Origin of the sequence: Alcanivorax sp. DSM 26293 (assembly GCF_900107995.1) — a bacterium.
GTDB lineage: Bacteria > Pseudomonadota > Gammaproteobacteria > Pseudomonadales > Alcanivoracaceae > Alcanivorax.
In genome coordinates, this window is record NZ_FNUM01000004.1 from 167,668 (window position 1) to 193,672 (window position 26,005).

Genomic DNA, 26,005 nt, shown 5'->3' on the forward strand with positions numbered 1-26,005 from the left:
CACCCGCTTCGGGTATGGTAGCACCACCGGGGCCAACAGATGCGCCCTGTTTGTCGCTGTTAACTTTTCACTGTTCACTATTAACTGCTATGTCCGTTTCCTACTGGCTCGGTGTCGACACCGGCGGCACCTTTACCGACTTTGTGCTGCTCGGCGACGGCGAGCCGCGTATCCACAAGGTGCTGTCCACCCCCTCGGCTCCCGAGCAGGCCATCCTGCAAGGTATCGCCGAGCTTGGACTCAAGGACGCCATGGCCGCGGGCCAGCTGGCCATCCTTCACGGCACCACCGTGGCCACCAATGCGGCACTGGAAGGCAAAGGCGCACGCACAGTACTGATCACCAATCAGGGGCTGGAAGACATTCTGCGCATTGGCCGTCAGAACCGAGCCGAGCTCTATAACCTGACACCGACGCCACCGCCCTCGATGCTGGACACAGTGAAGGTTGAAGGCAGCCCTGCCCGGCTCGACGCCCGGGGCAAGGAAGTCATACCGCTCAGTGACGCGGACCTGACGCAACTGGTAGAAAAGGTGCTCGCTCATCAGCCCCAATCCGTGGCTCTGTGCCTGCTGTTCTCCTATCTCAACCCCGCCCACGAGCAACGCATCCGCCAGGCCCTGGAGGTAGCCGGACTGCCGGTCAGTGCGTCCCATGCCATTCTGCCGACTCGGGGAGAGTACGAGCGCGGCATGGCTACCTGGCTGAACGCCTGGCTGGCCCCCAAGGTGGCAGATTATCTGCAGCGACTTCAGCAGGCCACAGACCCCGCGCCTCTGGCCATCATGCAATCCCATGGCGGCACCATTGCTTCCGACCAGGCCGCCGGGCTGGCGGTCAATCTGCTGCTTTCCGGCCCTGCCGGCGGTCTCGCCGCCGCCAGGCGCCTGGGGGAGCAACTCCGGCAGCCCCGATTGATGACGTTCGACATGGGCGGCACGTCCACCGACGTGGCCCTCCTGGACGGCGACCTGCGTCTTACCCAGCAGGGCCATATTGGCCCCTATCCGGTGGCGGTCCCCATGGTGGACATGCATACCATTGGCGCCGGTGGCGGTTCACTGGCCTATGTGGATGATGCCGGCCTGCTGCATGTGGGCCCCCACTCCGCCGGTGCCGATCCGGGCCCCGCCTGCTATGGCCGAGGCGGCAATCAAGTCACGATCACTGACGCCAATGTGGTGCTCGGCAGGCTGCAGCCGGACTTCGCTCTGGGTGGCTCTCTGACACTGGATACCGCTGCCGCCCGCCATGCCATGAAAACACTGGCGTCACAGCTGGGCCTGGGTGTGGAAGAGACCGCCGAAGGGGTGCTGGCACTGGCCAATGAGCACATGACCCAGGCACTCCGGGTGATTTCCATCCAGAAAGGTTTTGACCCGGCAAATTTTGCCCTGCTCAGTTTTGGCGGCGCTGGCGGCCTGCATGTCTGCGCCCTGGCGGACAATCTGGGCATGCGCAGCGCACTTGTTCCCCGCCGGGCCGGCGTGCTGTCCGCTGAAGGACTGGTGTACGCCCCTCGCAAGCGCGAACAGCTCCAGGCGTTGCCAGATGGCGCCGACGATACCGCCTTGAGGGAACGCATTGCCACCCTGCAACGCCAGGGCAGTGCGGAATTGATCCGCGAGGGCGTTGGTGCCGAGCAGATCCAGCATCACGTTTTTGTGGATATGTGCTATCAGGGCCAATCGTCGGTGTTACAGGTTCCCTGGCAGCCCACTGTCGCAGAACGGGAAGCGCTGTTTCACGACGCCCATGAGGTGCGCTTCGGTCACCGTCTGGCATTGCCGGTGCAGCAGGTGAATATTCGGGTACAAAGCCAGGCCATACGCACCCCGCCCGCCCAGCCACCACTGCCTTCCCGCACTGGCGAGGCAATCCGGCATACCCGGCTACCCGGCGTGGATCAGCAAGTGGCGATTTATCACCGCGACACTTTGGGCCCCGGCCAGACCATACAGGGGCCGGCGCTGATCGCTGAAGCCGTAGGAACAACCTGGCTGGCTCCGCAATGGCAGGCATCCGTGGATGCACAAGGGCACCTCTTGCTGACCCGCCCGGGGACCTGAAGAGGCCAGGCGGATTCGGCACCCGACCCGGCTTCAGCCCTGTCGTTGTTACCGTTCATCCGCCCCTGGCCAACCCTTGGCCCGAAAGTCCGAATTTGACCTATTCGGCGTCTTCTGCCTGTCACCCGGACTGGGCACAATAGGATCTCCGTTTTTACCTTGTGCGATTTTCATGCTGAATTATCTGAGCAACGGCCTGCTGGCCCCCAGCCTGGGTGCCCTGATCCTGATCACCCTGGTCATGACCCACATCACCATTGTTGGCGTCACCGTTTACCTGCACCGCTATTCCGCCCACCGTGCGCTGGACCTGCATCCAGTGCTGAAGCACTTTTTCCGTTTCTGGCTGTGGCTGACCACCGGCCAGAACACCCTTGAGTGGACCGCCATCCACCGCAAACATCACGCCAAATGCGAAACCGAAGACGACCCGCACAGCCCGCAGGTCAAAGGCATCCAGAAAGTGCTGCGCGAAGGTGCCGAACTGTATCGTGAGGAAGCCGAAAATCAGGAAACCCTGAACAAATACGGGGCGGGTTGTCCGAACGACTGGATTGAGCGCAACGTGTATTCCCGCTTTCCCATGGGCGGCGTCACACTGATGGCCGTCATCGATCTGCTACTGTTCGGTGCCGCCGGCATCACCGTATGGGCCATCCAGATGATGTGGATCCCCGTTTTCGCCGCCGGGGTTATCAACGGCATCGGCCATTACTGGGGTTACCGCAACTTCGAATGCCCGGATGCATCTCGCAATATTTCTCCCTGGGGCATTCTCATCGGTGGCGAAGAACTGCATAACAACCATCACACCTACCCCAACTCTGCCAAACTGTCAGTGCGCCGTTTCGAGTTTGATATGGGCTGGGCCTGGATACGCCTGTTTGAAATGGTGGGCCTGGCCAAGGTGAAAAAAGTCGCCCCCAAACCCGCTTTCGAGAAAAGCGCCAGCAAAGTGGACCTGGATGCCCTGCGCGGCATCATGCAGCACCGTTTCCAGGTGATGGCCAACTACCGCAGGACGGTTATCGTGCCGGTCTTCAAGCAGGAGCAAGCCCGCGCCTGCGACGCCACCCGCGACCTGTATGCCCGCGCCCACGCCCTGTTCCACCGCGACATCAGCCTGATCAAGCCGGGCCAGAAAAAACGTTTGCAGACCCTGACGGAAAGCAATGAAACCCTGGATGCCATCTACCAGTTCCGCCTGCGCCTGCAGGACATCTGGTCCCAGACCAGCCGCAACTCTTCAGAAATGGTGGAAGCCCTGGAGCAGTGGTATCACGATGCCCGCGAATCCGGCATTGCTGCCCTGCAGGAGTTTGCCGATCAGCTGACCCGCTATCGGCCGGCCGCGGTATCGCACTGATACTTCCTTCCATTCCCGGGAACCACAAAAAAGGCCGCACAATGCGGCCTTTTTTGTGGTTCCCGGTAAAGCATGCAAGACTCAATATCCTGCGGGCAAAGTCACAACCGAAACGATGTATCGCGAATACACACGAGCCTGAACATCATGGGGTCTCGTCATTTGTGGCTTTGCCGGGAAAGCAGATCACTGCTCCGGCTCTTCCACCGCAATATTCTCGATCAGCTGGATTCCATCCTGGTTTGCCGCGCTCACATTGACGCTGATGCCACCCAGGCCCACACCCAGCGTTCGCAGCAATGGATTTATCAACCCTTCAGCCAGACTGGATATGACATCACTCAACAACTCAAGCACAGGATCCAGAATAGGGTCTAGTAGCGGCGTCAAATTGATCAAGCCGAAGCTACTTCGAAGCAGCGACGCTTCATGAACCGTTATTTCCAGATCCAGGCCGGACAAACCATCGCCCAAATCGTTGTACTGGGACTGATCGCATCCCTCAATCGGGTCACAATACAAATCATAACGCGGATCCAGAAATACTGTTTCTTCAATGCCCGGAACCTCTCCGTCCACTTCCGCGTTAAGGTAAAGAATGCCTTCTATGGGAGGCAGCAGCCCGGACAGCAGCGACAACCTACCAACATTCGCTTCCAACCGCTCTGGCTGCAATTCTCCCGCCGCCGTCAGCCGCCCGGTTACAATACGCGCGATTTCACGCTCAAGGTTGACGCCAAACTCTACCGAGTTGGAGGTTCCCCGAGCACAATCAGCGGAAATCAGCTGACCCTCACCGCCCCCCGCATTCACCGCCAACGGAACGGTTAAATCCGCCAGAGAAAGGGAGAGGAGAGGGCCCAAGTTGATCGGCAACAACTCCACCTGTGCGGATAGCTGCAACGTCACGTCCGGCGCATAAAAACGGGTCACCCATTCGCCATCCTCATCCTGACGAGCCGGACCAACAGCCACCGTGGGTGGCTCGCCCACATTCAAGCCCAGGTCTACCGTATTGATATCGGCAATAAGCGGGACGGACAGGTTGTTAATATTGAGTGGCAACGACAACAACCCACCGGCTCCAGCCTGCTGCTGCTCAGCCAGATTAAGCACCAGGCTGATGACCAGATCATAGACCGGGAACTCACTGGACGACGGGACGGAAGCATTTTCTACCACACTGATAATGTCGCCCACTTTGATGGTCTCTATTCCCTGTGCAGTCACAATACTATCCAGCAGATCCGCAACTGGCGCGGTAGCTGTGCCCACATCACGAATCGCCGCCGCCAGTTCAGACGCATCAAGACCCAGAAGGTCGACCAGATCATTGACGCCAGTGGCGGTCAGCAAATCGCCCAACTGCACAGTGGCATTTTCTAGACTGTTGAGGTCGGTCGGGTCCAAACTAAAACCCGGCTGATTTAGCACAACACCCAGCAGACTGCCCAGCAAGGTGGCATCACCGCCCAAACCGACAGTGCCGCCGGCCGCGCTGACCGTGGCCACCACCTCCTTGCGAACCGCCGCATTCACGGAGAGAGAAATGCCACCAAATACAGACTTTGGCAACAACATGGAAATCGGCTCGGTGCGGGTGTAACTCACCAGTACCGCATTACTGCGCTCAATGAGATTCACCGGCTCGAAAGCCACCACACCGCTACTGCTGGCATCCGCAATCACGCCAAGCTGAACGTTCAGGTCCTGATCAGACCCCTCAAACCCCTGGGCAACCGCCGCAGCCAATGCGCGTTGCTGGACAAGCGCGGTACTGGGCGCTTGTCCACCGCATGCCTGAGCCGCACCGGCTGCAGCCTGGGCGGCCACATTTACCTGCGCCTGCATGTCGCTGCGCAAGCTGTACAGGCGTGCGCCATCCAGCGCCATCACCGTGAGGGCAATGACGATCAACAGCAACAGCGGGGTGATGACTGACAGGGCCCCGCGCTGCCGGAGACGGTTAATTATCGTCTCGGGTCTGTTCACCAAAACTGTCCGGAATCGCGGTACGGAAGGAATTTGCCAGACGGCGCTGGGTGTCCACATAAAGCGGAGCAGACAGCTCACTCTGGCCTGCCGGTCGGGAATCTCGCTGCTGGTTCAGCAACCAGTCAGTGACCGTTTCAGACTCATTGGTGACAACCTGTCCGGAAACACCAAAGCTGTATGCTTGCTGAGGCTCCGCCGCCACCAAGGTTCCCGGCAACAACAGAATCAAGGCCAGTTTCTTCATTTTCGGGTCCTCCCGAACTGTTCACTGAGCTTCTCGGCATAGGCAATTTCCTCATCCGAGAACCCGTAGTTGGACTGTAACGCTTTCAGCCCCCCATGATCATCCGTCATCAGATAGGCTACCGCCAGATTCTGACGAACCGGGCCCTTGCCGTTCGCCAGTTCCAATGCGGTTCTCAGCTCGAAAGCCGCATCTTCGTAGCGCCCTACCAGCATCAGCGCATAGCCGTAATCATTTCGCACCTGGGAGGTTGCCGGTGCCAAGCTGCGCGCCCGCTCCAGATGGGACAGCGCCGCAATGATTTCATGACGCTTGAGCAACACCATGCCCAGGCCATGACGGCTGCGGCCATCATCACAGCGATTGGCCAATGCTCTGTAGACCTGCTCCGCAGAATCCAGCTTGCCGGAGGCGGCCAGCAACTGACCATAACGCAACCAGTGATCAATGGCGCCCATGGGTTTGCTTTCCAGCTGCGCCAACGCCGCATAATTTCGTCCTTTGGCCATCAAGGTATCGACCATCTCCAGATCCACACGCTGCTCTGGCTGCAGTGCTTCCTTGCAGGCAATTGACGACACATCCACTGTTCCCGGGGCCGACTCCGGCGCTGACTGGTGTGCGCATCCCGCCAGCAGTATCAGTGCTCCCCAAACCATGCCACGCATGTTGTTACTCCCTTTGTTATCGTGCCAATGCATCCGCGATGGAAATCACCGCCGGGCCGCCAATCAAGATAAACAGGGCCGGCAGCATGAATGCCATCATCACCACCGTCATCTTGGCACCAATCCGGTTGGTTTCCTCTCGAATGCGGTTACGTTCCACGTTCTGGGCTTCTTCAATAATCTGGTCCAGGCTGGCAGATACGCCCGCCCCCAGTTGACTGCTTTGCTTCATCAACACCACATAGCTGCGCAGTACCGGGATACGCTTGTTATCACCCAGTTCATCCAGTGCCTGGGTTCGCTCCGCGCCGGATTTCATGAGCCGGTTAAAACGGTCTATTCGCATGATCAGAATGGGCAAAAGGGGACGCCCCTGGCGACCGATAATGCGCATTACACGCTCAAGGGACAGCCCGGCCTCCATCAGCATTCGCGTCATGTGGCAAAGCTCTACCGCTTCCAGGTTCTGTCTCAGCTCTGCCTGGGCCCCCATACCGCGGATCACCCGCCGCGGCACAATAAAGCCCGCCGCCGATGCCAACAGCCCGCCGAGCAGACCGAACACCAGAAAACCTACCAATGCCACCAGTACCGGCAATAGCCAGCAGAACAACAGATAAATAACCTGGGACTGCTCACGGCTTTTCCCCATGCCCCCAAGAGCCTGCCGGATTTCCTGATAATCCCCCGACGCAATCGATGACTCCGTCAGAGCACTGGAGAGTGTCCATAACCAGAACCCCCGATCCTCATCCTCACGGTGATTGCCACTATCCTGCAAACGCTGGTTAACCCGGGCCCGCAATGCCCAGTCCCTGGTCTTGTAGACCAGCCACAAGGAGAGACCCGACAGCAGGATGGCGAGGATCAGCAGCACATTATTCACGGCCCACCCCCTGGATCATCCGCCAGATGACCAGCACACCGAACCCTTGCAAGATGCCAGCGATCATCAGCATGGTATGCCCGGTGTCCGTGTTCAGCAGGACCTCGGCATACTTTTCGTTTATCAGCATCATGTAGGCAGCCATGCCCAACGGCAGCAAGGTAAAGGCGCCGGCGGTAAACCGGGTCTCCGCCGTAGACGCCAGGAACTCCCGGCGCAGCTCCTGCTGGGAGCGTAACGAGGTGGCCACCTGCTCCAGAACCGGACGGATCGACGAACCAAACCGGGCGGACGTGCGCAGCGCAATGGACACCAGCACCAGGGAAGACACCTGGTAAAGCCGGGAAAAGTCATCAAACAAACCGGTGTAATCGCGCCCGGCCTCAATCGCACTGCGCAGCCTGAACGTCAGCGGCGCAAATACCGGCGGCGCATCCTGGAAGGACTCCATTAACGAGGCCTCCAGGGAACGGCCGGCGCTCATGTAGCGCAATGTGGATTCCATGATTCCCGGCAGGGATTCAAAAATCATCCGGCGTTGCTGCTGGAAACGGAACCGCCAGTACATCCAAAGACTCGCAGCTATCAGCGCCAGCACCACACCAGCTGCAATGAAACCCGAAGAAGCCAGCACCATCACCACGATCAGGAAAATAATGATACCAAGCAGTGATAGCTGCACTCTTGACAGGCGGATATCCGCCCGCAATAACAGCCGTTCCAGCGGACCCGCCACCACTCGCACCTGACCGGGTTCACCACCGATTTCCATACGCTGCTGCAAACGTTGCCGCACGCGCTCAGTCAGCAAGCTGCGCTGCCGATAGCGGAACCAGACGAGCTGCATGAGCACAGTAACCACGGCAATAATGCCGAGCAGCTGCGCCATTCCCAGCAGCTCTACCGCACTCATGCCTGACTCCTGTACAGGTAGTCCATGTGGTAGAGGTCATCTTCCGTTGGCGTCAGCGCCACAACCTCGCTGACCCGGCGGCGGCCATCCGGCAATCTTTCCAGCTGAATGATGACATCCAGGGCAGAACCAATCAGGCGGCCAATGGCGGTCTCGCTGGCCTCGTAGCCGCTCACCGCCAGCAAGGTCTCGATACGCACCAGCGCATCACGAGTACTGTTGGCATGGATCGTACTCATGGAGCCGTCGTGGCCGGTATTCATTGCCTGCAGTAATTCGATGATCTCGTTGGAACGCACCTCACCAAGAATGATCCGGTCGGGACGCATCCGCAGGGCATTGATAACCAGCTCCCGGGCACTGATTCGGCCCTTGCCTTCCGTATTGGCCGGGCGGGTCTCCAGGCGAACCACGTGAGGATGGTTAAGCACCAGTTCAGCGGAATCCTCAATGGTGAGGATGCGCTCCTGACGAGGAATGTACTGACTGATCATGTTCAGCATGGTGGTTTTACCGGTACCGGTACCACCACTGATGATGATATTGCGCCGCGACTCCACCGCCTTGACCATGATATCCAGGCACGCATCGGTGAGAGAGCCGCTGTCTATCAGCTGCTGGGCGCTTAGATGGTTACCGGTAAATTTACGGATACTGATACTGGGGCCGTCTAGCGCCAGCGGCGGAATAATGGCATTGACCCGGGAACCATCCGGCAGGCGGGCATCCACCATGGGGCTGGACTCATCCAGTCGACGCCCAAGGGGCGCCAGCATACGACGAATGACACGCACCACATGGTCATCATTGATAAAACGCACCGATGCTTTTTGCAGCACCCCTGAGACTTCGATAAAGACGCTGTCCGGGCCATTCACCAGGATGTCGTTTATGCGCGGATCAGCCAGCAAAGGCTCGAGCGGGCCATAACCGGTCACTTCGTCCAGGGTATCGCGGACCAGCTGATTGAGATCCTGGGTTGAGAGAGGCACCCGGTTCAGGGCGATATGCTGCCCCACCGCCGTACGGATAAAATCCGCAAGCTGATCACGGCTGGCATTGCCAACCTCGATGCCTTCCTCATCCAGCCGCTCAACCACCCAGCGATGGGTGCGATCCTTGAGCTGCTGGTATTCTGCGTCGATCCGTCCCGCCACAAGCGCTCCTGCTATCCGTTGCTACGCAGTCGTTGCCACCAGCTCTCACCAGCGCTCACACCCTGCTGTGATTCCAGCTTGTTAACCATGGTCTGCAGGCCGCGGCTATAGCGGCAACGGGGAGATTGCTCCTGAATCGGCAAGCCACTGTTCATGGCCATCAAGCGGTGACGCCAGTCCATGGGCAGCCCACCTAGCAGGTTTACCCCGGCGGTCTCTGCCAGTTCATCCAGTCCCGGCGGGACCTTGCCTTCCATCCCATCCACAACCAGGTGAACCTGGCCGTCGCGGCCCAGGTGGGAACGCCACTCATTGCCCAGGGTCCGCACCGCATGGGCCTGGTCCACCAGTGGCTGCATGGTGATCAGCAAATGACTAGCGTGAATGCCAAGGGCACGCACCCAATGGCGGCTCTCCAGGGTGCCCACATTGATCACGATACGATCAAACATCTGCATCAGATGATTGAGGGCAATAAACAGATCCGCGCTTCGATCCCCTTCAAGCTCACGGCTATCAATCCCGCCGGCCAGCAGTCGCAATCCCGGCCGATACTCTTCCAGTGCCGTACCGATAAGGGTTTCGTCAAGGGTCTCCGGACTGGCCAGCAAATTTTCCAACGTGTATTCGTTGTGCACATCCAGGTAGAAAATACCGCGCTCGGCGGGCTGGGTATCAATGGCCAGACACCGTTCGTTGGGAAACAGGCGGTTCAGCCCCAGGGCAACATTCTGTGCCAGAAAGCGGGTGTCTACCGTCGGGCTGGCTGACGCGACCAGGGTCAGGTTGTTGGTTGCGGAGCGAACCTGGTCATCATAGTGACCCACCCTCAACAACTGATGCCGGCGCAGGCGGTCACGGACATCTCCCGCCTCGCTCCCGGCCACAAAGCAATCCCGCGCTCCCGCACGCATGGATTGCAGCAGCAATTCCTGGTTGGCACGGGCGCAGACGGTGATAACGGTGACCCAGGGGCGAGCACTGGTCAGGGCCGTGATGATGGCCAGTGATTGATCCATATCCGCTTCGGAAATCTCCACCATCACCACATGGGCAGTGGTGGCCTCCAGCAAGCGCAGCACCCTGGTCAGATCGCTTCGGCTGACCTGCTCAAGGCGGAACGGCTCATCCACCACCCGCTCCAGCCAGGCCTCGATTCCATCATCGTCAACAACAGAAAGAACAATGTCATGTTCACTCATAGCATCACCAGCTCAGGCCGTGGCGAATTGGCTGGGAACCCCGGCGGCTTTCCGTGGCCATATCCAGCCAGCCAGTACTACTGCTGTGATAGCCCGCGCCAGGCAACGTCACTGGCGGCTCCGTACTCTGCTGGGGCGTCACCAGGTGAGGGGTCACCACCATCACCAGTTCCTTGTCACTTTTCTCGATGCGCGAAGAGCGGAAGAACGCCCCCAGCAGGGGAATATTGCCAATCCCCGGCAGACGATCACTGTTGTTGATGGTATTCCGACTGACCAGGCCACTGATGATAAAGGTCTCACCGGGCGCCAGAGACACCGTGGTTTCCGCACGCCGCACCCGCAGGCCCGGTACCGCCACGCCGCCGGTTTCCACCCCCGCAGAAAAATCCAGTTCGGACACTTCTGGCGCAACCTTGAGAATAATCTGCCCCGCATCGATCACGGTTGGAGTCAGGCTCAAGCCAATACCGAATTCCTTGAACTCGATCTGTATGCCGGTGTTGTCACTCCGAATGGGGACCGGGAATTCACCGCCGGACAGAAAGCTGGCGCTTTGCCCGGACAGGCTGGTCAGGGAAGGTTCGGCCAGGGTATAGGCAAAGCCCCCGGCTTCCAGCGCATTGATGGCAAGAACCGAATTGGGACCAAAGCCAAACAGATTGAAGCCATCGGAACTCAAAGGGGCCGGCACCACCCCTGGCACCTGAAACCCGGTCCCTGGCGGCGCAATTCCCACGGCTGACTGGCCATCATTGAAAACATTGCTGTAACTCATGCCCAGTTGATTGAGCTCCGAGCGACTGACTTCCAGCACACGGATATCTGTCTGTACCTGGGTACCAAAAGGCAGAGAGGATCCCAGCGTGGTCGCCACCACCACTGTGCTGCGCAGTGGCTTGGCCTTGCCTCTCAGCCACACCGAGATCACCGCCGAGCCCTCCGCCTTGGCGGTCAGCAACAATTCCTCCGACCCAGTCACGGTCAGTGCCGCCACCGTTGGATCCGAGGTTGCCACCTTGGCCACCGCTTCCGGGAAATTCAGGACTTTCTGGTCCCCGGGAGCCACTCGCATGGTGTCTTTCAGAGTGTCCGCCTGCGCCACTATGGCAAGCGACAGGGAGAACCACAGAACCAGTCGCGCCCCGGCTCTCTTCCACAACCCCTTAACGCACATAGGTGCTCCTTGACTCTGATCCCTCATAGACTTCCACTTTCTGGCCCGGTGTCGCCCGTGGTGCTGGTGCGCGGGCCGCCGGGAACAGATCCTTGTAGTAAACCGGTTTGGCTTTCTTTTCTTCGTCGCTGTCGTCAGCAGCCTTGTCCTCACTGGCCAGTACCGCCAATCGCAATGTGCCTTCCTCAGAAGCCAGCAGCAGTGTTGGCACCTTGTCCTTGGGCACAGCCAGCACCACGGTGTTATTGCGACGCTGGGCCTCGCGGTCCTGATCACTGCTGGCTGCCGCCATGGCCCCTTTCACCGCCAGCACCTGCAGGCTCCGCAACAGCACCATGGCCGCCGGGTCATCCCGGTCCGCTTCTTGAAACGACACCACCACATCGACCAGATCACCGGGCTGCAGCAGACCACCTGCCATCACCACATCATCGACCCCCACTGCCACGGCACGAAACCCTGCGGGCAGGGTGCTTGGCAGGGTGCCACCAGGTTCAAGGTGATTTCGGGAAAGGAGCTCGCCCGGACGGGCGTATTGACGTAATTCCTTGCCTGCCACCTTTTCATCGGCGGTCAGCACATTGGGAATCGGGGCCGGCGAGGAAACCACCGCCAGTGCCTCTTCATCGAGGGTGTCACCGATATTCAGGCTCTCGGTGACCACCCAGTACCGATAACTGGGAGCTTCCTGGTCACGGACCTGCCCCTCGGGCGACGCCTCACGAACTACCAGCGACGGTGCCGGGTCGCGACTTAATCCCACCAGCGCCAGTATCAGCGCAACCAATGCCACAGCCAACGCCGGCAGCATGTAGAGCAGTCTTGATCCCATGTTCTCTCCGGAACATCCCTGTCAAATGTTGCTTCTTGAGCTGAACCGCATCCAGTCAATCAGAACGCGGCGCGAGCCTCCACCCTCAAACTTGCCGGTAGCGGAGGAAAATCCCCCAGCACACCAAAACTGAGCACCGGCACTATCGGATTGGTTTCATAGTTGGGGTATACCAAGCTGCAGTTAAGCACTTGCACCCCCCCTGCAATGCTTTCCAACCCGCAGGCTGAATTCGTATTCAGTTTATCTCTCAAATTTTCCGGCAACTGCGCCACCAGACCAGCCAGCGCAGTATTACCGCGCTGCGTTACTGCAACCTCAAGGCTACTGGCCTGTATATCGGATCGATCCACATACAACGCCGTGGATACCGCGGTATCCACGGCTGCCTGCATGCGGTACTGGGTAAAAAAAGTCAATCCATATACCGCTGCGCCATAAAGCATTGCGATGACAAAAGGGAAGAGCATCAGAAACTCTAGAGCTACTGCTCCGAACTCTTTCCGATTCATCAGGTCAACTCCGGCCTAGCCGATACTAAGAGGACGCTGGGGCGCCACCACCACCTTGGCCTGCACTATCAAATAAATTTTGGAAGGCGTCTTGTATCGCACCGCTACCTACAGCGTTAATGCCCACACCAATAATGATGATCAAGGCAGCAGCCAATACAATATACTCCAGCGCACTGGCGCCACGCTGGTTGCGAGCACGCCCGGGCAGCTGGGTGTACAGGCGGATCATCAACAAACGAAACATTTCATTCAAGGTACTCATAGCGCTCTCCGTTGCACGTCCCTTAGTATGAACATTGCGTGAATGCATATGCGAAAAAGTGAACTTCTACTTTAATGCTATGCATATGTGAACTGCATCACAAATTTTGCTGCGTAACATTTTGTTGCGATGCTCCTCGTTTGTGCAAACGTAGCACCAGAGTGTCGCAAAAGGCATGTATAAAGCCCCATTCGGGCCTGCAAAACAGACGAACGGCGTTTAAAAAGCATAGAATTGCACTTGCTTGACAGACATTCAGGCGACTTTGTGATAGTAAGTATATATCTTGCTGAAAATGTCTTCTCCCGAACAACGATTCCGCCCTTCACGCGCCACTCATGCCACGCCTTTCCCTCTCCTTGTGAAAAATTCCGGACATAAAAAAACCCGGGACAAAGTCCCGGGTTTTTATGTCCGTTGCCAGGCAGGCAGCAAAAAGATCGTTACTTGATCTTCGCTTCCTTGTAGGCCACGTGCTTGCGCACTACCGGATCATACTTCTTGGTTTCCATCTTTTCAGGATGGAGACGCTTGTTCTTGGTAGTGGTGTAGAAGTGCCCCGTGCCCGCAGAGGACACCAGGCGGATTTTTTCACGAATAGGACCGGCCATGGGTTAGCTCCTTAATTAGCCTTAAACACGCTCGCCGCGAGAACGGATATCTGCCAATACAGCGTCGATACCCTTCTTGTCGATAATACGCATGCCCTTGGAGGTCACACGCAGGCGCACAAAGCGCTTCTCGGACTCAACCCAGAAACGATGGTGGTGCAGATTCGGCTCGAAACGACGCTTGGTCTTGATGTTCGAGTGAGAAACTCTGTTGCCCGTTACAGGGCGCTTACCGGTCACCTGGCAAACCTTGGACATTGTCTTGCTCCGTAAATCTTCTTGCGGGGGGACGGTAGAGCCCCGGAAAAGGCGCGTTTTATACCAATCTGCCGGTCAAGTTTCAAGCGAAATCTCGGATATTCCACCGGGTACACCAGAATTCAGGGGCTTACCGCAAGCATGCCCCCTGCCCAGATCCTTTACAGGGCTCCACGGGCGGCCAGAGACACCCATCCCCCCTCACCAATCACCAGATGATCCAGCACCCGGATATCCATCAACCCCAGGGCGTCCACCAGCCGGCGCGTGATGGCATGGTCGGACTGGCTGGGCTCGGCTACCCCGGAAGGATGGTTGTGAGCCAGAATCACCGCCGACGCATTATGCTCCATGGCCCGACGCACCACTTCCCGAGGGTAAACCGCCGCCGCATCGATGGTGCCCTGAAACAGCTGCTCAAAGGCAATGAGGCGATGCTTGTTGTCCAGGAACAGGCAGGCAAACACCTCATAGGGGAGCCCACGCAGACGAGCGGTAAGTAGCTGCCCGGCTTTTTCCGGGTTATCCAGTGGCAACCCCCGCTCCAGCGGCTCCGCCAGATAGCGGCGCCCCAGCTCCAGCGCCGCCAGCAACAGGGCCCGCCGGGCGGCACCCATGCCGGGCAACCTGGCCATTCGCTCCGGGCCTGCATCGAGCAAGGCCCGCAGCCCACCCCCCGCTGTCAACTGGCTTCGCGCCAGATCCACTGCGGTCATGCCCTGCTGCCCGGTGCGCAGAAAAATGGCCAGCAGCTCCGCATCACTCAGCGATTCCGCCCCTCGCACCAGCAACTTTTCGCGCGGCCTTTCATCCGTGGGCCAGTCAGTGATTGCCATGGAGTTTCCTTTCTCCCGTAACGCCTTGATATTCCATATCATTGTGAAGTGGGCAGCACTCATACCTTAGTGCTACCCTATGCAGCCTATGTAATAGCAGGGTTCCGGCTTCCACGGCACCGGTGATTTGCCCTTGCTGCTGTAAGCCACTGCCGTAACCGTCGCTATCGCTGCGCAGGATTTCGTCATGCATCGTCTGGTGAACAAACGCATTCTTCTGGGAGTTACCGGCGGCATCGCCGCCTACAAAGCCGCCGATCTGGTTCGCCGCCTGCAGGATGTGGGCGCCCAGGTTCGCGTGGTAATGACCCAGGGAGCCTGCGAATTCATTACCCCTCTCACCATGCAGGCCCTGTCCGGCCACCCGGTACACACCACCTTGCTGGACCCCACCGCAGAAGCGGCCATGGGCCACATTGAGCTGGCCCGCTGGGCAGACCTGGTGCTGATTGCGCCGGCCTCAGCCAATTTCATGGCACGCCTGGCCCATGGCCACGGCAACGACCTGCTCGCCACCCTGTGTCTGGCCACCGGCGCCCCCATCGCCATCGCTCCGGCCATGAACCAGCAGATGTGGGCCGACACCAGCACCCAGAAGAACCTGCTGATCCTTCAGGAGAAGGGCATCAAGATATTTGGCCCCGGCAGTGGCAGCCAGGCCTGCGGCGAAGTCGGTGCCGGGCGCATGCTCGAACCCCTGGAAATCCTTCAGCAAGCCGCCGAGGTGTTTGATTACCAGCTGCTCACCGGCAAGCATGTGGTGATCACTGCCGGCCCCACCCGTGAAGCCATTGACCCGGTGCGCTACATCACCAACAAGAGCTCCGGGAAGATGGGCTTCGCCCTGGCTGAAGCCGCCGCCGAAGCCGGCGCCCGGGTGACCCTGATCGCCGGCCCGGTTAATCTGCCTACCCCCTCCCGGGTAGACCGTGTGGACGTGACCCGGGCAACAGAGATGTATGACGCCTGCATGAAAGCCGTGGAGGAAGGATGTGATGTCTTTGTCGCCACTGCCGCCGTATCCGACTACCGCCCCACTGTCACCGCCGACCACAAGATCAAGAAATCCACCGAAGAAATTCATCTGACACTGGTGAAAAACCCGGACATTGTGGCGTCGGTGGCAGAACACGCCAAGCGCCCCTTTACCGTGGGTTTCGCTGCCGAAACCCGCGATGTGGTCGCCTACGCTCAAGGCAAGCTGGTCAACAAGAAACTGGACATGATCGCCACCAACGACGTCTCCGGCAGCAACGTGGGCTTCAACAGCGACAACAATGCCCTTACCGTCATCTGGCCCGGGGGTCACAAGGTGTTGCCACTGGCCTCGAAGGCGCAGATCGCCAAGCAACTGATCGAATTGATTGCCATACGGTATAAAGACTAGCGCTGAGGCGCGCCATACTCCCGACATCACTCGACCGCGATGTCCGGCGCGCGAAGCGTGATCCCCGACCAACAGGAACCATCATGAAACTGCAATACCGCGTGCTCGACTCCCGACTGGGCGACAGTATTCCACTCCCCCATTACGCCACTGACGGCTCCGCCGGCCTGGACCTTCGGGCCATGGTCAAGGCGCCACTGCTGCTGGAACCGGGGCAAACCGAACTGCTGCCCACCGGCATGGCCATCCATATCAGTGATCCGGGCTATGCCGGCATGATCCTGCCGCGCTCCGGACTGGGCCATAAACATGGCATTGTGCTGGGCAACCTGGTGGGCCTGATCGACTCTGATTATCAGGGCGAGCTGATGGTGTCCTGCTGGAACCGGGGCAGCCAGCCCTTCACCGTGGAACCCGGCGAGCGGATCGCCCAGCTGGTCATCGTGCCGGTGATGCAGGTGCAACTGGAACAGGTGGAGACTTTCACCAACAGTGAGCGGGGCAGCGGCGGTTTCGGCCACAGCGGCCGCCACTGAGCCAACTGAACCCATGCCTTCAGCGTGGAGCAATGGCATGAAAATCCGTCGTCAAAAGGCATTCCCGGGAGCAACACCGCATCAAGGAATATCATCGACTGAAAACCGTAGTGCCGCGTGGCAGGGGCTTGCCTCCGGCGCCGCGCTGAAATCACGGGTTCGGGTCTAATTCGGAGGGGATATGGGCAACAACAAGAACAACAACAAACGCGCCGACGTCAGCGTCTTCAAACCACTGATGCCATTACTGATTGCAACCCTGGTAGCGATCCTGGTGGCAGGGGGAGCCACCTGGTTCTATCAGACCAGGGTGGCCGAAGCGGCACAACAGCAAGACAACGCCAGCCAGCTTGCACAGTCCATTGCCAAGCTGACACACAACCATATCCAGCACTATCAGACGCAGCTGTCGTTACTGGCCAGCCGTAACGATGTGGACCAGGCGCTGTCCGACGACACCGTTGCCGAGTTCAACGCCCGCCATCACCAGTGGGTTCCGGATGCCAACCTTCAGCTGGTGCCCCGCCGGGGCGCAAATACCGACGATTTCAGCTATACCGCCCAGGAACTGCTCAAGGAAGTGCGGCTTGGTCAGTCCCCCGGCCCGGTGATCATTGCCGGCCAGCCCCCGACCCTGATTCTGGTGAAAGCCACGCGGATGCAAAATGGCGCCCTGCTGCTGCAACTACCCCTCAGCAACCTGGCCAGCCTTCTGCAAGACCTGGCCCCCGTCGGCAGCCAGTTGCAAGTCCAGTTCGGCGGCAGCAACCTGTTCAATCAGCCCGGCAGCAACACCGGTGCCAGTGTGGACACCCGAGTCGGCCCCGTCTCGGTGACGCTCACATTGCCGCCCACCGAAAGCAATCTGATGGTGGTCAGTACCCTGGTTGTGGCCCTGGGCGTGGTACTGCTGCTACTTGGCACGCTGGTGGTCAACCGCCTGATGGCCCGCTTCCTCAAGCAGGATTGCGCGGAACTGGTCCGTTACTGCGACGAACTGGCCCGCCAACCCGGTGTCAGCGCCCGCAACCATTTTCACTTCCCCCTGTTCGCCACGGTCAATGACGCCCAGGCGCGCATGGCCGGCAAACTCCGCAAACGTGGCGGCCCGCATCGGCCGGCAGCCCAACGGCAATCCGAGGATCTGGTCGTCGTGGAAGAAAGCGACGACGGCATTCTGCTGATGGATGAGGAACAGGGCGAAGCCCTGCCAGACAGTATCTTCCGCGCCTATGACATCCGCGGTGTGGCCGGCGATACCCTTACCGCCCAGGGCGTCTATCTGCTCGGCCGCGCCATCGGCAGTGAAGCTGGCGAGGCTGGCCAACAGACCGTGCTGGTAGCCCGGGACGGACGCCTGTCCAGCCCGGAGCTGAGCCGATCCCTGATCAAGGGCCTGCTGGAATCCGGCCGCGATGTGATCAATCTGGGCCTGGTGCCCACCCCGGTGCTTTACTACGCCACCGAAGTACTGGAAACCCGAAGCGGCATCATGCTGACCGGCAGCCATAACCCCGCCAGCCACAATGGTCTGAAAATCGTTATCAACGGCGATACCCTCTATGGTGATCGCATCACCGCCCTTCAGGAGCGCATCCGCAACAAGGCCTTCAGCGAGGGCAAAGGGCGCGAGGAAGAACGCGATATCACTGACCGCTACCTGACCGATGTGACCAGCGATATCGTTCTGGCACGCCCACTGAAGATCGCCATCGACTGCGGCAACGGTGCCGGCGGGGAACTGGCGCCACAGCTGTTCAAGCAACTGGGCTGTGAGGTAACGCCGCTGTACACAGAGATCGACGGCAACTTCCCCAATCATGCCCCCGACCCGGGCAACCCGGATAACCTCGCCGACCTGATCCGCATCGTGCAACAGGAAAACCTGGACCTTGGCCTTGCCTTCGACGGTGACGCCGACCGGGTCGCCGTGGTCACCAACAGCGGCGAAATCATCTGGCCAGACCGCCTGTTGATGTTGTTCGCCAAAGATCTTCTGGGACGCAGCCCCGGCGCCGACATCCTGTTCGACGTCAAATGCAGCCGGGCCCTGCCGGCCATCATCCGCAAGAACGGTGGCCGCCCCATGATGTACAAAACCGGCCACTCCCTGATCAAGGCAAAAATGAAGGAAAGCGGCGCGCCCCTGGCTGGCGAGATCAGCGGCCATATCTTCTTCGCCGACCGCTGGTTCGGCTGTGATGATGGCCTGTACGCTGGCGCCCGTCTGCTGGAAATCCTGTCCCTTCAGGATGACAGTGCCGGCCAGGTGTTCGATGGCCTGAAGACCGGTCTCACCACTCCGGCCCTGTACATTGATGTGAGCGAGGAGAACAAATTTGCCCTGGTGGACGCACTGACCGCCCGCGCCGAACACTTTACCGGCGGCCGTCCCACCACCATTGACGGCTTGCGGGTGGACTTCCCGGATGGCTGGGGCCTGGTGCGCGCCTCCAACACGACGCCTTCATTGGTAGCCCGCTTTGAAGGCCGCGACGAAGACGCCCTGGAAAGGGTCAAGGAGCAGTTCCGCAAACATCTGCAGGCTGTGGATGACACCCTGAAATTACCGTTTTGAGTTAGAATCAAGCCGTCGAGGAGTTGAAAGTTCAAAGTTGAAAAGCGCGGGCACGGCGTTTCGTATTCGGACAGGCCCTGCCAGCGTTTCCACCAAGCACAAAACGCGGAGCAAAATATTTACCGGTTAGCGTGGTGCTGTCTTCGCGTTTCAACTTTGCGCTTTAAACTTTCAACTCCCGGCTAACGCTACTGCCCAAGGAGACGTAATGGACACCAACAGTGCCCACGATACCGCCCGGATTCTGATCGAGGCGCTGCCCTACATTCAGCGCTTTTCCGGCGCCACGGTGGTGATCAAGTATGGCGGCAACGCCATGGAGAACGACGAACTGAAAAACAGTTTCGCCCGTGATGTAGTGATGCTCAAACAGGTGGGGCTCAACCCGGTCATCGTCCACGGCGGGGGTCCACAGATCGGCAGTCTGCTGGAACGGCTGGGCAAGGAATCCAAATTTGTTCAGGGCATGCGCGTCACCGACCAGGAAACCATGGATGTGGTACAGATGGTCCTCGGCGGCCTGGTCAACAAGGACATCGTCAACCTGATTCAGCACAACGGTGGCCAGGCCATCGGCCTCACTGGCAAGGACGGAAGACTGATCAAGGCACGCAAGATGCGCCTCAAGGCCCAGGACGAAAACAACCCGGCCCTGCAGACATCAGAAATTGTCGATATCGGCCACGTGGGCGAAGTTCAGGGCATTGATACCACCATTATCGATCTGATTGCCGGCAGCGATTTTATTCCGGTTATCGCCCCCATCGGCGTGGATGACAACGGTGTCAGCTACAACATCAATGCGGACCTGGTGGCCGGCAAGATGGCGGAAGTGCTTCGCGCCGAAAAACTGATTCTGCTCACCAACGTGGCAGGCCTGAAAGATAAACAGGGCAAAGTCCTCACCGGCCTCAGCGCCGAACGGGTTGATGAACTGATCAAGGACGGCACCATCCACGGTGGTATGCTGCCCAAGATTGGCTGCGCCCTGGAAGCGGTGAAAAACGGGGTACACACCGCCCACATCATCGACGGCCGGGTTTCCCACGCCGTGCTACTGGAAATTCTTACCGATCAGGGGATCGGGACGTTGATCAGCAAAAACTGAGTTGCCCGTAGCAGCTATGCTTGCATGGCGAACATGGCAAGTGTCGCCATGGCAAGCATGGCTTCTGCGAGAGTCGACAATATAACAAGGGAACGACGCTACATGACCGAAAAAAAACCGTCGCGAAAAGAGCAGATTCTGCAGTCGCTCGCCCATATGCTGGAAGCCGGCCCGGGAGGACGTATTACTACCGCCGGCCTGGCCAGGGAAGTGGGTGTCTCCGAAGCGGCGCTGTACCGGCATTTCCCCAGCAAGGCGAAGATGTTCGAGGGGCTGATCGAGTTTATTGAAGAAGCGATTTTTTCACGCATCAATCGCATCACCGAAGATGGCAATGCCACCAGCCAGGTGGAACAGATCCTGAACCTGATGCTGGCTTTTACCGAGCGCAACCCGGGGATCACCCGGCTGCTTACCGGGGATGCCCTGACCGGCGAAAATGAGCGCCTGCATCAACGCATCCAGCAATTCTATGATCGGGTGGAAAGTCAGCTCAAGCAGGTGCTGCGCGAGGCGGAAATCAAGGAGGGAAGGCGCACGCGAGCCACACCCACCATTACGGCCAACCTGTTACTGGCGGTGGTGGAAGGCCGCATTGCCCAGTTCGTTCGCTCCGGTTTCAAGGCCCGTCCCAGTCAAGACTGGCAAACGCAGTGGGAACTGCTGGTTCCCACCCTGTTCCGGGACCAGGACTAGCGGCGGGGGAGGATTGTCGCCAAGCAACGCCGGCAGGAAGAACAAGAGCGGCGAATCACCGGCCTGCGGAGCAGATTTCTGCAGAACGGGTTCAAGACTCTGCGTTCTCGATTTCCTTCAATCGCTGGATGATCGGGGCAAATTCTTTTTTCGCCGCATCAATGTCGATTTCAAATTCCTGCAGCTTTTCTTCCGTCATCTCAATCTGGCGTTTCAGTCGCTCAATGGCTTGCTGGACGACTTCCGGCACTTCCCGGCCCGCACGCTCATTCCGGGCTGCCACGGCAATCTCCTCATCCAGTTTCATCTGCAGCTGGGCCAGGCTGTTCTCTTCATAGCTGATGCTGAGGTTCAGCGCATCAATCTTGCGATCGCGGGCACGCACCGCATCCTCCGGGCCCGCATACATACGCAACAATTCCTTGTCTTCACGGGCCTGGCGCGCGCGCTCAAGGCGCATCTTGCGGGCCTCTTCATCATTCAGGTTAACGCCTTCAACGTCTTCCAGAATGCGGCCATGCTCATCCAGCAGCTGATAACCGCTGCGAATGGCATCACTAGTCAGGGTTCGATTCAGATGCATGACCCCGTCAGCACTGAAATGCCGAAAATAGGCACCTTCCGGCATGCGCTCACTGGCACGCTGGCCGGTACCCGCCAAGGCAGGCGCAGACACCATCAGCACCAGAACCAGAGCAATTCTTCTCATTATTATTCCACTCCATAACGCTCCCGGTACTGCCGCATACGGTACACCATGGGCTCACTGTCCGGTTGCTGCTCCAGCCAGTGAATAATATCGTTCATCGCCACGATACTGCCCACCGGCACCCCCAGGGATTGTTCCACTTCCTGAATCGCCGACAGACCCTTGCCGGCCTCGGAAGGCTCTTTGCCACACTCCTGACGATCCAGCGCCACCATGACCCCCGCCATGGTCGCCTCGGTTTTCTCGAACAGGGCCGCCACTTCACGAATGGCGGTGCCTGCGGTAATCACATCATCAATGACCAGCACTCGGCCCCGCAAGGGTGCCCCTACCAGCCATCCGCCTTCGCCATGATCCTTGGCTTCCTTGCGATTGAAGGCCCAGGGCAGATCCCGGCCATGGTGCTCTGCCAGTGCCACCGCCACCGCGGCCACCAGCGGAATGCCTTTATAGGCCGGACCGAACAGCATATCGAATTCCTGCCCGGATGCGACGATGGCGTCCGCATAATAGCGACCCAGCCTGGCCAGGGCCTCTCCGGTGTTGAACGTGCCCGCATTAAAGAAATAGGGGCTTTTGCGACCGGATTTCAGCGTGAATTCACCGAATTTGAGCGCCTCACGCTCCTGGGCAAAACGCAGAAAGTGCTTCTTGTAGTTCTTCATGGTCCGTCCTTACCAACCTAACACCTGTTGCTGGGCCTGAATGATTTCACCAATGCCTTTTTCCGCCAGGCCCAGCAGGGTATCGGACTGTTCGCGGGTGAAGGGGGCCCCCTCGGCGGACCCCTGAATCTCGATAAAGCCGCCCTGCTGGGTCATCACCACATTCATGTCGGTACCGGCATTGGAGTCTTCGGCATAATCCAGATCCAGCACCGGCTCGTCGTTGTAGACCCCCACGGATACCGCACCGACCAACCCGGTGAGCGGGTCATCCTTGATCTTCTTGGTTTCCAGCAAGTGGGTAAAGGCATCCACCAGAGCGACGCAGGCGCCGGAAATGGAAGCCGTGCGGGTACCGCCATCGGCCTGCAGCACGTCGCAGTCCAGGAAGATGGTGCGCTCACCCAGCTTTTTCATGTCCACCGCCGCACGCAGGGAGCGGCCGATCAGTCGCTGGATCTCCAGGGTTCGGCCACCCTGCTTGCCCCGGGATGCCTCGCGACCGGAACGGGTGTGAGTGGAACGGGGCAGCATGCCGTACTCGGCGGTGATCCAGCCCTGGCCCTTGCCCTTCAGAAAGCGCGGCACACCCTCCTCCACGGACGCAGTGCAGAGCACCTTGGTATCACCGAAAGCGACCAGCACGCTGCCCTCGGCGTGAACGGTGTAGTTGCGGGTAAAGCTCAATTCACGCAGCTGATCGTGGGCTCGGCCGGAAGGACGCATGGAAACTCCTGAAGTATCTAGAATGCAAAAGGGCCGCCATTGTAGCAAAGGCAGGGGCCGGTCTGCCTGCCTGGCGCATTATTAGGCCACACCGGGCCCTGTGGTCTAGACTATGGGTCCGTCCCAACAGCTGTTTCGAGGTTCACCCATGATCTGCAGTATGACCGCCTTTGCCCGCGCCGACCGTCATCTGGAAGGTTACAGCCTGGTCTGGGAGATCAAAGCCGTGAACCACCGGTACCTGGAAGTGAGCCCGCGTCTGCCCGATGCGCTGCGCGCCCTGGAAAACGGCGTGCGCGAGAAATGCCGCAAGGCCCTGGCCCGGGGCAAGGTGGAAGTGACCCTGCGCTACCAGCAGGACGACAGTGAGGCATCCTTGGAATTGAACGAGGAGCTGGTCAAACAGCTTTCCGACGTGTCCCGCCGGGTGGGCGACATCGTCCAGCACCCGGGGCAAGTGAATCCCATGGAAATCCTCCGCTACCCCGGCGTTCTCAGTACCCGCCAGCTGGATGTGGAGCTGCTACAGAACGAGTCCCTGTCCCTGCTGGATGAGGCCCTGGAAGCCCTTGTCGACACCCGCCGCCGGGAAGGGGAGCAACTGGGCCAGCTGATCGTCGACCGGCTGGATGGCATCGGTACCCAGATCGAGATCGTCAAAGCCGCCATTCCCCGCATCAAGGACGCTCAGCGGGAGCGCCTGCGTACCCGCATTCAGGATGTGATCGACTCGCCGGACCCGGACCGGCTGGAGCAGGAACTGGTGATGCTGGCCCAGAAAATGGACGTGGACGAAGAACTGGACCGGCTGGTGACCCACGTCAGCGAAGTGCGCCGCATCCTCAAGAAGGGCGGCCACATCGGTCGCCGGCTGGATTTTCTGATGCAGGAGCTCAACCGCGAAGCCAACACCCTGGCAAGCAAGTCCGTGGACAGTGAAACCACAGCGGCGGCGGTGGAACTCAAGGTGCTCATCGAGCAGATGCGGGAGCAGATCCAGAATATCGAGTAAAATCCAGGTAAGTCCATAATCGTATTTAATACGTTGTTTTTAAAGAATTAAATTCGAAACTCAATCCATGGAAATCCACTGCCATCCACCACTATCCAGACAAAAGTGGTGGGCAAAATGGTGGGCAAAAACGTGACTTTTCCCTCCCTGACACCTATATTGACCTGAAATGGTGGGCAGCCATCAAGAGACTGCCTGCATACCATTGATAACAGAGAATTTTTCTCTTTAATCAACAAAAAAAAAGTGGTGGGCAGCCTGTTTTTATAGGCTCAAACGCCACAAGGTCAAAATGAGCAAACTCAGCGCCACTCAGATCAAGTCCCTGGCAAAGCAGGCCCCCAAGAAGCATACCGATGGTGGCGGCCTCTATTTCTGCGTGCGCAAGTCAGGCACGCCCTACTGGATGCTGCGCTACAGCGCCCAAGGCAAGCGCCACGAGATTACCTTGGGCCAATACCCCCAGATGTCCCTGGGTGACGCCCGGGAAGCCGCTGTGCTGACCAAGCAAGGCATCCGAACGGGCACCGACCCAATCCAGGAAAGGGCCAAAGTTGTCCAGCCCGACATCCGCACCGTCAAAGACCTCTTCCAGGACTGGCATGAGACCGATCTGTCCCGGCGCCTGAAACACCCCAACATCCCCAAGCGCATCTACCAGAAAGAAATCCACCCGGTGATCGGCCTCTACCCGATTGCCGACGTCACCCCAAGGGATATCCGGGCAGTCCTGCAGCGCGTTCAGCGCAGCAACCGCCCCACCATCGCCAATGACACCCTGATGTACATGAAGCAGCTGTTTCGTCATGGCATCAAACTGGACCTGTGCCAGAACAACCCGGCCAGTCCCTTCACCGTCAGCGACGCCGGCGGCGTCGAAGCCAGCCGGGAGCGCACCCTGACGCTGGAAGAAATCGAACATTCCTTTGGGGTCTTCCGGGAGCACATCAGCAGCTTTGGTCGAGACAACTATCGGGCCTGCTGCTTGTTCCTGGTGCTAGGCGTGAGAAAAAGCGAGCTATGCGAGGCCCGCTGGGAAGAATTCGACCTCGAGGCCGGAATCTGGGATCTCTCCAAAGACCGCAGCAAGACTGGCGCAGCGATCACCATCCCCCTGCCAACCCAGGCCATCGAGTGGCTAACGGTACTGCATGGCCACGCCTGCGGCTCGCCGTATGTGTTCCCTGCCAGGCGGGCCAGCAAACGCCCCCACATGGGCCCTGACACCCTGAATCGCGCCATTTCCAAGCTATTTGGCCGAGAGCCTGGCCGAAAGGTGCAGCCACCCAACAAAATGGACGACTTGGAACACTTCACCATCCACGACCTGCGACGCACCTTCCGCAGCCTCGCAGCTGCGGAAGGTGTGCCGAGCCATGTGGCGGAGAGGTGTTTGAATCACAAGCTGAAGGGGGTTGAGGGGATTTATGATCGGTATGATTATTTTGAGGAGCGAAAAATAGCTCACCAGCGAGTAGCCAACGCCATAGAAGCCTTAATACACCTATGATGTACAGGTGTGTTTAGGCTGTATTTATTGACTATCGACAACCATAAGCCAAGACCCTGAACTACAACCTATACAAAGAATCGGGAT

At 59.0% G+C, this 26,005-nt stretch carries 26 protein-coding genes; 9 read left to right on the top strand and 17 right to left on the bottom strand.

Translation table 11 applies throughout. From position 1 onward, the window contains the following. Window positions 1–89: 89 nt before the first annotated feature. Window positions 90–2,069: a hydantoinase/oxoprolinase family protein gene (locus C4S63_RS09265; RefSeq protein ID WP_103917413.1), complete on the top strand. Its 1,980-nt coding sequence runs from the start codon at window positions 90–92 to the stop codon at window positions 2,067–2,069. A 172-nt stretch (window positions 2,070–2,241) separates the two neighbouring features. Beyond that, complete coding sequence (locus C4S63_RS09270; RefSeq protein WP_062814891.1) at window positions 2,242–3,435, top strand: acyl-CoA desaturase; 1,194 nt, start codon at window positions 2,242–2,244, stop codon at window positions 3,433–3,435. 186 nt (window positions 3,436–3,621) lie between these two features. Here the strand turns inward: C4S63_RS09270 and C4S63_RS09275 are convergent, their stop codons facing one another. The 14 genes from C4S63_RS09275 to radC all read right to left on the bottom strand — a co-directional run bounded on the left by C4S63_RS09275 (window position 3,622) and on the right by radC (window position 14,991). Then, entirely contained in the window at window positions 3,622–5,352 is a 1,731-nt protein-coding gene (locus tag C4S63_RS09275; protein ID WP_146063373.1) for a hypothetical protein, read from the bottom strand. Between the two features lie 49 nt (window positions 5,353–5,401). Next, complete coding sequence (locus C4S63_RS09280) at window positions 5,402–5,674, bottom strand: hypothetical protein (RefSeq protein ID WP_062814893.1); 273 nt, start codon at window positions 5,672–5,674, stop codon at window positions 5,402–5,404. Further along, on the bottom strand, window positions 5,671–6,342 hold the full coding sequence (locus tag C4S63_RS09285) for a hypothetical protein (RefSeq protein WP_103917415.1): 672 nt from the start codon (window positions 6,340–6,342) through the stop codon (window positions 5,671–5,673). Before C4S63_RS09285 ends, C4S63_RS09280 begins: the two co-directional genes overlap by 4 nt. A gap of 16 nt (window positions 6,343–6,358) precedes the next feature. After that, window positions 6,359–7,228 (bottom strand): type II secretion system F family protein, encoded by an 870-nt coding sequence (locus C4S63_RS09290; RefSeq protein ID WP_103917416.1) that lies wholly within the window; start codon window positions 7,226–7,228, stop codon window positions 6,359–6,361. Beyond that, a complete protein-coding gene (locus tag C4S63_RS09295) occupies window positions 7,221–8,141 on the bottom strand; it encodes a type II secretion system F family protein (protein ID WP_103917417.1) in 921 nt (306 codons plus the stop codon). Before C4S63_RS09295 ends, C4S63_RS09290 begins: the two co-directional genes overlap by 8 nt. Further along, on the bottom strand, window positions 8,138–9,298 hold the full coding sequence (locus C4S63_RS09300) for a CpaF family protein (protein WP_103917418.1): 1,161 nt from the start codon (window positions 9,296–9,298) through the stop codon (window positions 8,138–8,140). Before C4S63_RS09300 ends, C4S63_RS09295 begins: the two co-directional genes overlap by 4 nt. An 11-nt stretch (window positions 9,299–9,309) precedes the next feature. Beyond that, window positions 9,310–10,500, bottom strand: coding sequence for a hypothetical protein (locus C4S63_RS09305; protein WP_103917419.1), 1,191 nt, complete (start codon window positions 10,498–10,500; stop codon window positions 9,310–9,312). Window positions 10,501–10,504: 4 nt separating this feature from the next. After that, entirely contained in the window at window positions 10,505–11,575 is a 1,071-nt protein-coding gene (locus C4S63_RS09310; protein ID WP_369826417.1) for a type II and III secretion system protein family protein, read from the bottom strand. 91 nt (window positions 11,576–11,666) lie between these two features. Next, window positions 11,667–12,509, bottom strand: a complete 843-nt coding sequence (cpaB, locus tag C4S63_RS09315) for a Flp pilus assembly protein CpaB (protein ID WP_082810715.1) — start codon at window positions 12,507–12,509, stop codon at window positions 11,667–11,669. A 59-nt stretch (window positions 12,510–12,568) separates the two neighbouring features. Then, the gene (locus C4S63_RS09320) at window positions 12,569–13,021 is read right to left on the bottom strand and encodes a TadE/TadG family type IV pilus assembly protein (protein ID WP_062814900.1); all 453 of its coding nucleotides are present in this window, start codon (window positions 13,019–13,021) and stop codon (window positions 12,569–12,571) included. A 25-nt stretch (window positions 13,022–13,046) separates the two neighbouring features. Further along, window positions 13,047–13,286 carry a Flp family type IVb pilin gene (locus C4S63_RS09325; protein ID WP_062814901.1) on the bottom strand — a complete coding sequence of 80 codons (240 nt, stop codon included), beginning with the start codon at window positions 13,284–13,286 and terminating at the stop codon, window positions 13,047–13,049. A gap of 443 nt (window positions 13,287–13,729) precedes the next feature. Then, entirely contained in the window at window positions 13,730–13,897 is a 168-nt protein-coding gene (gene rpmG / locus C4S63_RS09330) for a 50S ribosomal protein L33 (protein WP_007151127.1), read from the bottom strand. 21 nt (window positions 13,898–13,918) lie between these two features. Then, the gene (gene rpmB, locus C4S63_RS09335) at window positions 13,919–14,155 is read right to left on the bottom strand and encodes a 50S ribosomal protein L28 (RefSeq protein ID WP_035248690.1); all 237 of its coding nucleotides are present in this window, start codon (window positions 14,153–14,155) and stop codon (window positions 13,919–13,921) included. Window positions 14,156–14,316: 161 nt separating this feature from the next. After that, entirely contained in the window at window positions 14,317–14,991 is a 675-nt protein-coding gene (gene radC, locus C4S63_RS09340; protein ID WP_062814902.1) for a DNA repair protein RadC, read from the bottom strand. Between the two features lie 187 nt (window positions 14,992–15,178). Between radC and coaBC the strand changes: the two genes are divergently transcribed. The 5 genes from coaBC to slmA all read left to right on the top strand — a co-directional run bounded on the left by coaBC (window position 15,179) and on the right by slmA (window position 21,296). Then, complete coding sequence (gene coaBC / locus C4S63_RS09345; protein ID WP_062814903.1) at window positions 15,179–16,378, top strand: bifunctional phosphopantothenoylcysteine decarboxylase/phosphopantothenate--cysteine ligase CoaBC; 1,200 nt, start codon at window positions 15,179–15,181, stop codon at window positions 16,376–16,378. A gap of 83 nt (window positions 16,379–16,461) precedes the next feature. Continuing rightward, entirely contained in the window at window positions 16,462–16,914 is a 453-nt protein-coding gene (dut, locus tag C4S63_RS09350; RefSeq protein ID WP_062814904.1) for a dUTP diphosphatase, read from the top strand. A 181-nt stretch (window positions 16,915–17,095) separates the two neighbouring features. Then, window positions 17,096–19,492: a phosphomannomutase/phosphoglucomutase gene (locus tag C4S63_RS17610; protein WP_103917420.1), complete on the top strand. Its 2,397-nt coding sequence runs from the start codon at window positions 17,096–17,098 to the stop codon at window positions 19,490–19,492. Window positions 19,493–19,700: 208 nt separating this feature from the next. Continuing rightward, window positions 19,701–20,600, top strand: coding sequence for an acetylglutamate kinase (argB, locus tag C4S63_RS09360; protein WP_063508620.1), 900 nt, complete (start codon window positions 19,701–19,703; stop codon window positions 20,598–20,600). 102 nt (window positions 20,601–20,702) lie between these two features. Then, a complete protein-coding gene (gene slmA, locus C4S63_RS09365) occupies window positions 20,703–21,296 on the top strand; it encodes a nucleoid occlusion factor SlmA (protein WP_062814907.1) in 594 nt (197 codons plus the stop codon). 91 nt (window positions 21,297–21,387) lie between these two features. Here slmA and C4S63_RS09370 read toward each other — a convergent pair whose 3' ends face one another. From C4S63_RS09370 to rph, 3 genes are read right to left on the bottom strand one after another with little or no spacing between them, the layout of a single operon-like run. Beyond that, window positions 21,388–22,005: a hypothetical protein gene (locus C4S63_RS09370; protein ID WP_103917421.1), complete on the bottom strand. Its 618-nt coding sequence runs from the start codon at window positions 22,003–22,005 to the stop codon at window positions 21,388–21,390. A gap of 2 nt (window positions 22,006–22,007) precedes the next feature. Further along, the gene (gene pyrE, locus C4S63_RS09375; protein ID WP_062814909.1) at window positions 22,008–22,670 is read right to left on the bottom strand and encodes an orotate phosphoribosyltransferase; all 663 of its coding nucleotides are present in this window, start codon (window positions 22,668–22,670) and stop codon (window positions 22,008–22,010) included. Between the two features lie 9 nt (window positions 22,671–22,679). After that, a complete protein-coding gene (gene rph / locus C4S63_RS09380; RefSeq protein WP_062814910.1) occupies window positions 22,680–23,396 on the bottom strand; it encodes a ribonuclease PH in 717 nt (238 codons plus the stop codon). Between the two features lie 148 nt (window positions 23,397–23,544). On the opposite strand from rph, the gene C4S63_RS09385 reads away from it, so the two are divergent. Beyond that, window positions 23,545–24,408, top strand: coding sequence for a YicC/YloC family endoribonuclease (locus C4S63_RS09385; RefSeq protein ID WP_063508272.1), 864 nt, complete (start codon window positions 23,545–23,547; stop codon window positions 24,406–24,408). 292 nt (window positions 24,409–24,700) lie between these two features. Beyond that, the gene (locus tag C4S63_RS09390; protein ID WP_103917422.1) at window positions 24,701–25,918 is read left to right on the top strand and encodes a site-specific integrase; all 1,218 of its coding nucleotides are present in this window, start codon (window positions 24,701–24,703) and stop codon (window positions 25,916–25,918) included. The last annotated feature ends 87 nt before the right edge of the window (window positions 25,919–26,005 follow it).